A 12,622-nucleotide genomic window follows, 5' to 3' on the forward strand; every position below is an offset into this window, starting at 1 on the left:
AGATGAACTCGCTAAGAAATACTTCTGAACTCAATATGGCTTCGATACAAATGGTATCGACCCCTAGCCTCAGCGAGAACCTTGAGGTTGCTGAAGGCTTGATTAAAGCTGCCGCTGACTGCGGTGCTCAGATTGCCGTACTGCCAGAATATTTTTGCCTAATGGGCTTGAAAGATACAGATAAGGTAAACGCACGAGAAGCTGCCGGATCAGGTCCAATTCAAGAGCGCCTTGCAGCTATAGCCCAAGAAAATAATATTTATCTCGTGGCTGGCACTATTCCTCTTGAGGCGAAAGAGTCCAACAAAGTTCTCAACACCTCTCTAGTATTTGATCCCACGGGAATGCAAATCGCTCGCTACGACAAAATCCACTTGTTTGGTTTTCAAACTGAAACGGAGCGTTACGAAGAATCAGAAACGATTGCAGCAGGTAGTCAGCCAGGTCAATTTGCCATCAGGATCAATGAAGTTGACTGGCACTTTGGATTAAGTATTTGTTATGACCTTCGTTTTCCAGAGCTGTACCGCGCCCTCGGACAAGTCGATTGTCACATCATTCCAGCTGCATTCACCTACACAACTGGTAAGGATCATTGGGAGATCCTCTTGCGCGCACGTGCTATTGAAAACCAGTGCTATGTACTATCGTCAGCTCAAGGCGGTGTACACCTAAATCAACGTCGAACCTGGGGTGAGAGCATGCTCATTGACCCTTGGGGCGAGATTCTGAGAAATCTTCCTGAAGGGGAGGGTTTTATTCAGGGCAAACTCAGCAAAGATAAATTAAAAGAGGTACGCTCTAAGCTACCGGCACTAAAACACCGCAAGCTTTAATACAGAAAGTTCAACAAAATCAAGATGAGAGCACCAGAAGCATTATTTCCAAGTGATTGGACCAAGCCCAAGAAGCAGGCCGACCTTCTTAAATTAGCGAAGTCTATTCTGCTGGAACCAACTGGTCTCTCTGAGCAAGATTTACATCGCACCTTTGGCGACATGTTTACACATCAACTCGATGATGCTGACCTTTACTTCCAGCACACTCGTAACGAGAGTTGGAGTCTTGAAGAAGGTATCGTGAAATCCGGTAGCTTCAGTATTGATCAAGGTGTGGGAGTGCGTGCAATTTACGGAGATAAAACTGCCTTTGCTTACTCTGATGAAATAAATTTAGAAGCTCTCAATAAGGCGGCTAAATCCACTCGTGTAATTGGGCCCCAAGGCGGCACTCGCGCCGTTGCAAGCAAAATATTTACACCGGTCTCTAACGAGCTCTACTCAGACTTAAATCCCCTAGACTCACTCGCGCCACAAGAAAAGATTGCTTTACTTGAAGGTATTGAGCGTCGTGCAAAAGCGCGAGACCCACGCATCATTCAGGTCATGGCCAGTCTAGCTGGTGAGTTCGATGTGGTGCTCGTAGTTCGGGCTGATGGCTTATTAGCTGCTGACGTACGTCCATTAGTAAGGCTATCAGTACATGTGATTGCCGAACAAAATGGTCGTCGCGAGTCTGGGTCTTCTGGTGGCGGTGCTCGTCATGATTATCACTACTTCAATGCAGAGCTGATTAATCAATATGTTGATGAAGCTGTGGATGGCGCCCTGATTAATTTAGACTCTCGCCCAGCCCCCGCCGGTCCAATGACAGTAGTCATGGGGCCAGGATGGCCTGGAGTGTTATTACATGAAGCGGTAGGTCATGGACTAGAAGGTGACTTTAATCGAAAAGGCTCTTCTGCTTTTGCTGGCTGCATTGGACAGCGCGTTGCCGCTAAAGGGGTCACTGTAGTAGACGATGGGACACTTTCTGGTCGTCGTGGCTCACTCAATATCGATGATGAAGGCACACCGACCCAGTGCACCACGCTGATTGAAGACGGTATCTTGAAGGGCTACATTCAGGATAGTTTGAATGCCCGACTCATGAATATGCCCCTCACCGGAAATGGACGACGGGAGAGTTTTGCCTCCCTACCCATGCCTCGGATGACCAATACCTACATGATGGCTGGCAAAGACGATCCTCAAGAAATCGTAGCAAGTATTAAACGTGGTCTTTACGCGGTCAATTTCGGGGGCGGCCAAGTCGACATTACAAGCGGTAAATTCGTGTTTTCAGCCTCAGAAGCCTATTGGGTAGAAAACGGCAAAATTCAATATCCAGTCAAAGGTGCAACCATTATTGGAAGCGGCCCAGAGTCCCTAAAACAGGTCTCTATGATCGGAAATGACCTGAAATTAGATGGCGGTATCGGGGTTTGCGGCAAAGAAGGCCAGAGCGTCCCCGTAGGCGTTGGACAGCCAACTTTACGTATCGACAGCCTGACTGTCGGAGGAACTGCTTAATACGGCTTAAAATAGCCGTATGAGCCAACAAAACACTAATCCCGCAAACTGGTACGCTGCCGTCGACAAAACGTCAGACACAGATGATCAACGCATTCATAACATTACTGTTCTGCCACCGCCAGAGCATTTGATTCGCTTCTTCCCGATCTCGGGAACACCAACTGAGGCATTGATTAGCAAAACGCGTAAAAAGATTCGCGACATCATTCATGGGAAAGATGATCGCCTACTCGTCATCATCGGACCTTGCTCAATCCACGATCCTCGCGCTGCTGTTGAGTACTGCCAACGATTGCTCGCAGAGCGCGATCGTTTTGCCGGTGAACTCGAAATTGTGATGCGCGTCTATTTTGAAAAGCCACGCACGACTGTGGGTTGGAAAGGTTTGATTAATGATCCGTACTTAGACGAGAGCTATCGCATTGAAGAAGGTTTGCGTATTGCCCGTCAAGTGTTGATGGAAATTAATCGTCTTGGTATGCCGGCTGGAAGCGAATTCTTGGATGTGATTTCTCCGCAATATATTGCTGACTTGATTTCTTGGGGCGCTATCGGAGCACGTACCACTGAAAGTCAAGTTCACCGCGAACTCGCCTCAGGCCTCTCTGCACCAATCGGATTCAAGAATGGTACCGACGGAAACATTAAGATTGCTACCGATGCGATTCAAGCGGCTAGCCGTCCACATCACTTCTTATCAGTGCATAAGAATGGTCAGGTTTCTATTGTGGAGACTAAAGGCAATAAAGACTGTCACGTTATTTTGCGTGGTGGTAAAGAGCCAAACTATGAAGCGCAGTATGTACAAGCGGCTTGCTCAGAGCTTGCAGCAGCAAAGCTTCCAGCTAGTTTGATGGTTGACTTGTCGCATGCGAACTCCAGCAAAAAACATGAGCGTCAAATTGTGGTGGCAGAAAATATTGCCGAGCAAATTGAATCTGGCTCAAATCAAATTTTTGGCGTAATGATTGAGAGTCACCTAAATGATGGTGCACAAAAATTCACGCCAGGTAAAGATGATCCAAATAAGTTGGAATATGGCAAGAGTATTACTGATGCCTGCATTAACTGGGAAGATTCAGTCAATGTATTGCAACGCTTAGCTTTAGCTGTGAAAAATCGCAGAAAAGCAAAAAAATAAACTACTTCGTTTTATCACGTCAAAAGAGACTAATTTATTTAGTCTCTTTTTTTTCGTGCTTCCAAAGAACGTCTTGGCCACCCGCTGCACGATTGAGTACACGCGCCAGCACAAACAAGAGATCAGACAAGCGATTGACGTATTGACGCGGAGCATCGTACAGAGGCTCCTCCCAACCCAAACGCACAATCGAGCGCTCGGCACGCCTGCAAACTGTTCGACATACGTGCGCCTGAGCTGCCGCACGCGTCCCACCCGGGAGAATGAACTCAGTTAAAGGGGGCAAAGTTGCATTGTATTTTTCCAGCCAAACATCTAACTGGGCTACATGCTCAGGCTTGAGCAAGGTGTAATTAGGAATACAAAGCTCACCACCCAAATCAAATAAGTCATGCTGCACTTGCAAAAATAAGACCCTTAACTCCTCTACAAGACTCTCAGGGATCAATTCAGTCATCAAAACACCGATTTCGGAGTTCAATTCGTCTACATCGCCCATAGCGCAGATGCGCAAATGATCCTTTTCTACTCGGCTACCATCGCCAAGCCCGGTCATACCCGCATCACCAGTTCTGGTGGCTATTTTTGAAAGTCGATTTCCCATGAACTAATTATAGGTAAATGGCTAAAATGATTCTTATGAATATGGTGACCCCACCCCCCGAGCTCGCGGCCATTACCGCCCTTCAATCCAAATTGGTATCGGCCTTGCGCCCCATCCTCCCGGAGCACGCTTTGCTGTGGGAGCCTGAGGACACGATTCCCTATGAATGTGATGGTCTAGCAGCCTATCGACGCATGCCCCTAGCTGTAGCCTTACCGGAGACTGAGCAGCAGGTTGCCCAGATCCTAAAGACTTGCTTTGAGATGCAAGTGCCTATCGTCCCACGTGGATCTGGCACCGGCCTATCCGGTGGCGCTATGCCCATTTCCCAAGGTTTAGTGCTCTCGCTAGCCAAACTCAAAAAGATCGTCAGTATTGATCCCTTCACCCGAACTGCGGTTGTACAACCCGGTGTTCGCAATTTAGCCATCTCAGAAGCTGTTGCCCATCTTGGTCTGTATTACGCTCCAGACCCCTCTTCACAGATTGCCTGCTCCATTGGCGGCAACGTGAATGAAAACTCTGGTGGTGTCCACTGCCTCAAATATGGACTGACCCTTCATAACGTCCTCAAAGTTCGCGGCATTTTGATGAATGGTGAAATCGTAGAATTTGGCAGCCTTGCGCCGGACTCTCCAGGACTCGATTTATTGGCAATTGTGATGGGTAGCGAAGGCATGCTTGCAGTGGTGACTGAAGTCACTGTCAAGCTCATTGCTAAGCCAAAATTGGCTCGCGTCATCATGGCTAGTTTTGACGATATTGAAAAAGGTGCCGATGCAGTTGCTGCGATCATCGCTGCCGGCATCATTCCTGCCGGCTTAGAGATGATGGATAAAGCCACTACTCGTGCAGTAGAAGAATTTGTTCATGCGGGGTATGACCTTGAAGCTGAGACCATTCTCCTGTGTGAGTCTGATGGCACACCTGAAGAGGTTGCAGAAGAAATTGAGCGCATGACTAAGGTCCTCGAACTAGCAGGTGCTAGTGGTATTCAGATTTCTCAAAATGAAGCGGAGCGCTTGAAGTTTTGGAGTGGTCGTAAGAATGCCTTCCCCGCAGCAGGACGCTTAGCGCCTGATTACTACTGTATGGATGGAACAATCCCCCGCAGAAATATTGGCACTCTACTCAGACGCATTCAGGTTATGGAAAAGAAATATGGTCTTGTTTGCTTGAATGTATTTCATGCGGGCGATGGCAATATGCATCCACTCATTTTATTTAACGGTGCCGATCAAGATGAGTGGCATCGAGCTGAAGAATTCGGTACTGAAATTTTAGAAGCCTGTGTCGAGCTCGATGGCACGATTACTGGTGAGCATGGCGTTGGAATTGAAAAGATTAATTCCATGTGCGTTCAATTTGGTGAAGGTGAACGCGAGTCTTTCTGGGGAGTTAAGGCAGCATTTGACCCTGAACGATTATTAAACCCTGATAAGGCGATCCCCACATTAAATCGTTGCGCTGAATACGGTCGTATGCGCATTAGCGGCGGCAATTTACCGCATCCCGAGTTGGAGCGCTTCTAATGTCCACATCCAACAATATGGCTATTGATTTATTTCGCGAACAAATTCTGGCAGCAGCCAAAAGTAAAACACCACTATCAATTGAAGGCGGCGGCACCAAGTCTTGGTATGGAAATGCCAATTCCTATGCCAAGTTAGATACCCGCCCCTACTCTGGCATCCTGGAATACCAGCCTGAAGAATTAGTGATTACGGCATGTACTGGTACGCCATTAAAGGAAATTGAAGCAGCTCTGGCTGAAAAGAATCAAGCACTCGCTTTTGAGCCACCCCATTTTGGTCATAACGCAACTTTTGGTGGCGCCATAGCTGCAGGCTTGGCAGGACCTGGCCGTATTAGTGCTGGTAACTTACGCGACTTTGTTCTTGGTGCACGCATCATGGATGGCAAAGGCCAGGACTTATCTTTTGGCGGCAAGGTGATGAAAAACGTGGCGGGATATGACGTTTCACGTTTGATGCCCGGATCTATGGGAACCCTCTCACTATTACTCGAGGCTTCTGTAAAAGTACTGCCTAAGCCAGCAGCGACAGCTACCTTACGCTGCCAGCTCAGCCAAGAAAAAACTTTGCGCCTCTTAAATGAATGGGCTGGGCAACCCTTACCACTCTCAGCTAGCTGCTGGATTGGAAGCCCAACAGGTGGCGATGGTGAACTTACCATTCGCCTGGCCGGTGCTGCTGCCGCTGTTAAGGCTGCAATTCCGCTAATGAATGCAGCTATCGATGCTGTTGAAGTGGACCCAGTGCTTGCACAAATATTTTGGAGTGAGCTACGTGAGCAGCACTTAACTGTTTTTACAAACCTAGATAGTGCTGACACACTCTATCGCCTAGCTCTTCCAGCCGCATGTGGTCCACTTGCAATTAAAAATGCCGTTGGCGATATTGCTTTGGAATGGCATGGACAGCAACGCTGGGTTAAAGCGCCTGGCGATGATGCCACTTTTGCATCCATCAAAGCATTAGCCAATGCTAATGGTGGGCATGCAACGCGCTTTAAGCAAGGAAGCAGTGTTGATCCAAGCAAGCAACGCTTTACCCTTTTGAGTGAGCAAGCGCACTCAACCGCTTTAGAGGCGGTACAAGTACGCCTAAGAGCCGCCTTTGATCCAGCAGGCGTATTTGCTACTTCACGCCTTCCTTAAGTCTTTATATGCAAACTCAATTAGCTCCCCAATTCGCCAATACCCCTGAAGGAATAGAGGCCGCCAGAATTCTTGGAAAATGTGTGCACTGTGGCTTCTGCACTGCTACTTGCCCCACCTATCAAATTCTGGGTGATGAACTCGATGGCCCACGTGGTCGCATCTACCTCATCAAGCAAATGGCTGAAGGGCAAGCGCCGACTGAAAAAACACGCATGCATTTAGATCGCTGCTTAACTTGCCGCAATTGCGAAAGCACTTGCCCAAGCGGTGTGCAATACGGCAACTTAGTGGATATTGGTCGCAAGTGGGCAGAAGAAAACACCCCTGAGCGCCCTCTTGGTCAGCGCCTCACCCGCTGGGCTTTAAAAGAAGGTTTAACCAGTCCTACATTATTTAATTCAGCAATGACAATTGGTCGCTTAGTTCGCCCACTGATGCCGGCTGGCATCCAACGCAAGATTCCAGAAGTTAAAAGTAAAGCTTTGGGTAGTAACGTTGATCCCCATGCAAGGCCGCAGGCAAGCCACTCTCGCAAGATGCTATTGCTCGAGGGTTGCGTCCAACCAGGCATGCTTCCCAATATTAATTCTGCTACTGCACGTGTTTTAGATGCACTCAAGATTCAATTGATTAGCGCGCCTAATGCCACATGTTGTGGCGCACTGCGTTACCACCTTAACGATCAAGCCGGTGGCCTTGATAACGCCAAACAAAATATCGATGCCTGGTGGTCACAAGTGGAACAAGGTGTAGAAGCCATCGTCATGACTGCATCTGGTTGTGGCGTTATGGTCAAAGACTATGGCCATCTATTTGCAAATGATCCGCAATATGCAAGTAAAGCAAAAAAGATCTCTGATCTCACGAAAGATATTTCAGAAATCTTGCCGGCACTTGAGGGTGAGTTGATTTCTCTGGTGGGTGCAGATCCCAAGCCTGGCGTGGTGTATCACCCACCTTGCACACTTCAACATGGTCAACAAATTCGCGGGAAGGTAGAAGGCCTGCTAGCTAGTATTGGTATTGGTGTGCGCTTATGCGCTGATAGCCACCTCTGCTGCGGTTCTGCAGGCACCTTCTCGGTAACCCAGCCAGAGCTCTCAGAGCAGTTACGCCATAACAAGCTTGCCCACCTCAATGCCGCCTGCGAAGAGTCTGGCGCGAAAGTCATTGTGTCCGGAAATATTGGTTGCATCACCCATCTGCAGCAAGATGACACCCCAGTACTACATTGGATCGAGATTGTTGATCAACTCATCAGTCAACAAGGCCAAACCAGATAATGAGTCAAATTACTACCAACCTGATGTTGGTAAGGCGAAGGTTAGAACTGGCAGCGCTAGCAGCTAAACGTGAGCCAGAAGACATTCAACTGCTTGCGGTAAGTAAAACTTTTCCAGCAATAGCGGTTGAAGAAGCTATGCATGCTGGTCAGACTGCCTTTGGTGAGAACTATGTTCAAGAAGCTGTTGAAAAAATTCAGCAACTTGTGAAGTTGCGTCCTTGGTTAGAGTGGCATTTCATTGGGCCACTTCAAAGCAATAAAACGCGCGATGTCGCGGAACATTTTGATTGGGTGCACAGCATTGATCGCCTCAAAATTGCAGAGCGTCTTTCCGCTCAACGCGGAGAATTTCCTGATTTGGGTGAACTGCAAGTCTGCGTTCAAATTAATGTGAGTGAAGAAGAATCTAAAAGTGGGATAGCGCTTGAGGAAGTTGAAACGCTTTGTGATGCCGTTGCCAAACTTCCCAATCTGGTACTTCGTGGACTGATGGCCATCCCCGCACCCAGCGATGATGTGAGCCAACAGCGCAGAGCCTTTGCTGCTGTCAGGGAGTGTTTTGTCGGACTTAAAGCAAAACATAGCAATGATCTTGGGTATGACTTCTTCGATACCCTCTCCATGGGAATGTCGGACGATATGGAGGCAGCAATTGCTGAAGGCAGCACCATGTTACGTGTAGGAAGCGCTATTTTTGGGAAGCGCGATAAGATAAAAATATGAGCACACAACAAATAAACCAAAATGCCCACATCACCTTTATTGGCGGTGGCAATATGGGTCGCGCATTAATTAGCGGATTACTCGCCAATGGTTTTGAAGCCAAACAACTTTCTGTAGTGGAAGCCAATGCGAGCACGGGCCTGCAATTGCATCAAGATTTTGGCGTACAGATCATTGGTGCTTTGGATCAAATTGCTTTTGACTTCTCTAAGAACAATGTTGTAGTTATGGCGATTAAGCCTCAGGACTTCAATGTAGTAGCAAAGTCTTTAAGTGCAAAACTCAAACATGCAACAGCACCAGGTCCGTTGATCCTCAGCATTGCTGCTGGCATCCGCCTCAAAGATATGAGTCGCTGGCTTGACCACGTACGTTGTGTTCGCGCTATGCCAAATACTCCCGCCCTCATTGGTAAAGGCATTACAGGTCTATTTGCAGATGCTGGCGTCAGCGCATCTGATCGCGCTCTAGCGGAAACGATTTGTAATGCAGTTGGCCAGGCGGTATGGGTCAATGAAGAAAAACTTATGGATGCTGTTACTGCAGTTTCCGGAAGTGGGCCTGCTTATGTTTTTGCTTTCTTGGAGGCTATGCAATCGAGTGGTGAAAAGCTCGGGCTTGATGCAGCCACTGCTCGCAAACTAGCTTACGCCACTCTTGAGGGTGCTACACAGCTTGCCCACAACTCCGATGAGCATGCGGGTGTTCTGCGCGAACGGGTCACCTCTAAGGGTGGTACAACTGCTGCTGCACTCGATACACTTAAGCAACTTGATTGGCATGGTGCACTTGAAAAAGCAATTGATGCTGCCAGTCAACGTGGCAAAGCCATGGGCGATGAACTAGGAAAGTCCTAAAAGGATTCCAAGAAAAAGGAATCCGCCTAACCAGTTGTTGTGGCGAAATGCCTTGAAGCAATCCTCACGCCTGCGGGTCGATACCAGCTTCAGATGATAGATCGCGCAAGTTAAAGCCAGACACCAACCCACCCAAAAGTAATTATTGAGATTTGCTAACTGGGCAACCCAAACTTGGCTGAGAAATAGTACACCGTAACTCAGCGCAATTGCGAGCACGTCAAAGCGACCAAAAGTAATGGCTGAAGTGCGCAAGCCCAAACGCAAATCATCATCACGATCAACCATGGCGTAAGCCGTGTCATAAGCAATAGCCCAGAAAATATTGCCGACAAACAAAATCCAAGCCTCAAGAGGAATAAAGCCGAGAACTGCGGCATAGGCCATCGGAATGCCGAAACCAAAAGCAATACCAAGAACGGCTTGCGGAATCGCAAAGAAACGCTTTGTAAAGGGATAGAGAATCGCAACTGCCAAGGCAAAGAAAGAGAGTTCTTTAGTCAGGGCATTGAGGGGTTGAATAAGTAAGTAGGCCATCAAGGCTAACGTGGCCGCTACAACCAGAGCCTCTTTTCCAGAAATCTTGCCACTGGTAATCGGTCGATCCTTAGTTCTCAAAACATGGCGATCAAAATCTTGATCCGCATAATCATTGATGGCACAACCGGCACTACGCATTAAAAATGTACCCAAGGCAAAAATAATCAGTAGATGCAACTCAGGAAAGCCGCCACTCGCCAACCAAAGTGCCCACAAAGTTGGCCACAAGAGAAGTAGCGTACCGATCGGCTTATCTAAACGGATTAAGTAGGCGTAAGCAACAATGCGATTGCGCATCGGATTAATCATCTTTCTTTCAAACAATCATGCTCATGATCGCATTATCAAGCTTTTAGAAATTCAGTACGAGATCCAAGCCAACGCTCCAGATGTCTTTCCACCAACTCTCCATGCTCAGCCAGCAAACGCTCGGCAGCCGTCTGCGCTAATTCAATCAACCAGGCATCCCGCTGAAGATCAACGAAACGTAACATAGCATCACCAGATTGCTTGGCTCCCAATAACTCGCCAGGACCGCGTAGCGATAAGTCGCGCTCAGCAATCACAAAGCCATCCGAAGTCTCTCGTAAGGTCTGTAAGCGCTCTTTAGCGGCTAAAGATAGAGGCTCTGCATACATCAAGATGCAAACCGAATCTGCTGAACCCCGTCCTACACGCCCACGTAACTGATGAATTTGCGCATAACCAAAGCGTTCAGCATGCTCGATTACCATGAGAGCTGCATTGGGAACATCAACACCGACCTCAATTACGGTAGTTGCAACTAAGAGCTGGATTTCATTGGCTTTAAAGGCTGCCATCACTGCAGCTTTTTCTTCGCTCTTCAAGCGGCCATGCACTAAACCCACTTTGAAATTTGGCAAAGCTTGTGTGAGCTGCTCAAAACTTTCAACCGCAGTTTGTAATTGCAATACCTCTGACTCCTCAATCAAAGGACAAACCCAATACGCTTGCAGTCCCTTTGATAGCCAATCATGCAAACCGCTAATCACCTCATCTCTTCGCGCCGCCTTGACTACTTTGGTGGCAATCGGTTTTCTGCCAGGAGGTAATTCATCAATCACAGAAACATCTAAGTCAGCGTAATAGGTCATCGCCAAAGTCCGTGGAATCGGAGTAGCCGACATCATTAATTGGTGACAATAGAACAGTTCCGAGCCAACGCGTTGCTGAATCTCTAGACGCTGTCTCACACCAAAACGATGTTGCTCATCAATCACCGCTAAACCTAACTTAGCAAAGCTCACCTTATCCTGAATAAGAGCATGCGTACCAATAATCAGCTGAGCCTCACCACCCTCAATCATTTCTTGGGCAAGTCTTTTCTCTTTAGCCTTCAAGCTGCCAGAGAGCCAAGCAATCTTGATGCCTAGAGGTCCAAACCACTCCTGCATTTTGAGGTAGTGTTGCTCCGCCAGAATTTCTGTTGGCGCCATGATGGCAGCTTGATATCCATGATCCATAGCGCGCGCAGCAGCCAACGCAGCAATCACCGTTTTTCCGCTGCCTACATCACCTTGCAGTAAGCGATTCATTGGAAAGGTATTGGATAGATCGGATCCAATCTCGGACCAGACTCTGGCTTGAGCACCAGTCAATTTAAAGGGCAAAACTTTCAGTAAGCCATCTTCAATACTGGTAGTTTTTTTGCTTACCTTACTTGCTGACTGATCCTTTGCAAAACTAGGAGCGCGTCTTTCTCTACGAATGGCATGAGCCCTCTTTAAAGAAATCTGCTGCGCGAGCAATTCTTCAAACTGAACACGACGCCAAGCAGAATGGGTCCGATCTAGAAGAGATTGAGTATTGGCATCTGCAGGTGGCTGATGTAAATAGGTAATCGCATCTTGCAGTGGTGGCCAATCATTGCTTGGCAATATTTCTGCCATGAGTTTGGTAGGCAAAAATTCCGCCAAACTTTCTTTCAAACTTGAATCACGTAAAGCTTGTAAAACTGCCTTACGAATAACTGTTTGCGAGACACCTGCACTTGCGGGATAGACCGGGGTCAAACTTGCTGGCAATGGCGCATCTGGAGTCAAGGCCCGAACTATAGGGTGAACCATTTCCGAGCCTTGATAGCCTTCTCGAACCTCGCCTCGAACTCGGACATGGGCACCGACTGCCATTTGCTTTTGCTGGCTCGGGTAAAAATTGAGGAAACGGAGCTGTAGCGAAGCGGTGTCATCTTCAATCGTGACCAAGAGCTGCCTTCTAGGGCGGAACATGACCTGATTGCGAATAACAACACCCTGGGTTTGGATGGAATGAAATCTTCCAAGGGCTAAGGCTTCCTCGATAGTGAAAAGCTCAGTCTCATCCTCGTAACGGGATGGCAGGTGCAAAGCAAGTGCCATAGGGGTGTTTAAACCCATCTTTTCGAGTGCAGTTGGCGGTCGCTTAGTCGTCATCGT

At 47.9% G+C, this 12,622-nt stretch carries 11 protein-coding genes; 8 read left to right on the top strand and 3 right to left on the bottom strand.

Annotated features, from left to right (window positions below; genetic code table 11):
• Window positions 1-2 precede the first annotated feature (2 nt).
• Genes GQ359_RS08415 through GQ359_RS08425 form a run of 3 tightly spaced genes read left to right on the top strand, consistent with a single transcriptional unit; the run spans window position 3 to window position 3,495 of the window.
• Window positions 3-836, top strand: coding sequence for a carbon-nitrogen hydrolase family protein (locus tag GQ359_RS08415; protein ID WP_215386655.1), 834 nt, complete (start codon window positions 3-5; stop codon window positions 834-836).
• A 24-nt stretch (window positions 837-860) separates the two neighbouring features.
• A complete protein-coding gene (tldD, locus tag GQ359_RS08420; RefSeq protein WP_251367861.1) occupies window positions 861-2,351 on the top strand; it encodes a metalloprotease TldD in 1,491 nt (496 codons plus the stop codon).
• Between the two features lie 19 nt (window positions 2,352-2,370).
• Window positions 2,371-3,495 (top strand): 3-deoxy-7-phosphoheptulonate synthase, encoded by a 1,125-nt coding sequence (locus GQ359_RS08425; RefSeq protein ID WP_215301948.1) that lies wholly within the window; start codon window positions 2,371-2,373, stop codon window positions 3,493-3,495.
• Window positions 3,496-3,529: 34 nt separating this feature from the next.
• Here GQ359_RS08425 and GQ359_RS08430 read toward each other — a convergent pair whose 3' ends face one another.
• Window positions 3,530-4,099, bottom strand: a complete 570-nt coding sequence (locus GQ359_RS08430; RefSeq protein WP_215386657.1) for a cob(I)yrinic acid a,c-diamide adenosyltransferase — start codon at window positions 4,097-4,099, stop codon at window positions 3,530-3,532.
• Between the two features lie 26 nt (window positions 4,100-4,125).
• On the opposite strand from GQ359_RS08430, the gene GQ359_RS08435 reads away from it, so the two are divergent.
• From GQ359_RS08435 to proC, 5 genes are read left to right on the top strand one after another with little or no spacing between them, the layout of a single operon-like run.
• On the top strand, window positions 4,126-5,631 hold the full coding sequence (locus tag GQ359_RS08435) for an FAD-linked oxidase C-terminal domain-containing protein (RefSeq protein WP_251367964.1): 1,506 nt from the start codon (window positions 4,126-4,128) through the stop codon (window positions 5,629-5,631).
• On the top strand, window positions 5,631-6,779 hold the full coding sequence (glcE, locus tag GQ359_RS08440) for a glycolate oxidase subunit GlcE (RefSeq protein WP_215386660.1): 1,149 nt from the start codon (window positions 5,631-5,633) through the stop codon (window positions 6,777-6,779). Before GQ359_RS08435 ends, glcE begins: the two co-directional genes overlap by 1 nt.
• Window positions 6,780-6,787: 8 nt before the next feature.
• Window positions 6,788-8,065 carry a glycolate oxidase subunit GlcF gene (gene glcF / locus GQ359_RS08445; protein ID WP_215386662.1) on the top strand — a complete coding sequence of 426 codons (1,278 nt, stop codon included), beginning with the start codon at window positions 6,788-6,790 and terminating at the stop codon, window positions 8,063-8,065.
• Window positions 8,065-8,790, top strand: a complete 726-nt coding sequence (locus GQ359_RS08450; RefSeq protein ID WP_215386663.1) for a YggS family pyridoxal phosphate-dependent enzyme — start codon at window positions 8,065-8,067, stop codon at window positions 8,788-8,790. The genes glcF and GQ359_RS08450 overlap by 1 nt, the downstream gene beginning before the upstream one ends.
• A complete protein-coding gene (proC, locus tag GQ359_RS08455; RefSeq protein WP_215386666.1) occupies window positions 8,787-9,647 on the top strand; it encodes a pyrroline-5-carboxylate reductase in 861 nt (286 codons plus the stop codon). Before GQ359_RS08450 ends, proC begins: the two co-directional genes overlap by 4 nt.
• Here the strand turns inward: proC and ubiA are convergent.
• Both ubiA and recG read right to left on the bottom strand, forming a co-directional pair.
• The gene (gene ubiA, locus GQ359_RS08460) at window positions 9,633-10,484 is read right to left on the bottom strand and encodes a 4-hydroxybenzoate octaprenyltransferase (RefSeq protein ID WP_215386668.1); all 852 of its coding nucleotides are present in this window, start codon (window positions 10,482-10,484) and stop codon (window positions 9,633-9,635) included. The genes proC and ubiA overlap by 15 nt on opposite strands.
• Before the next feature lie 47 nt (window positions 10,485-10,531).
• Complete coding sequence (gene recG / locus GQ359_RS08465; protein ID WP_215386670.1) at window positions 10,532-12,619, bottom strand: ATP-dependent DNA helicase RecG; 2,088 nt, start codon at window positions 12,617-12,619, stop codon at window positions 10,532-10,534.
• Window positions 12,620-12,622: the final 3 nt, after the last annotated feature.

This window comes from Polynucleobacter sp. AM-7D1 (assembly GCF_018688455.1).
Classification (GTDB): domain Bacteria; phylum Pseudomonadota; class Gammaproteobacteria; order Burkholderiales; family Burkholderiaceae; genus Polynucleobacter.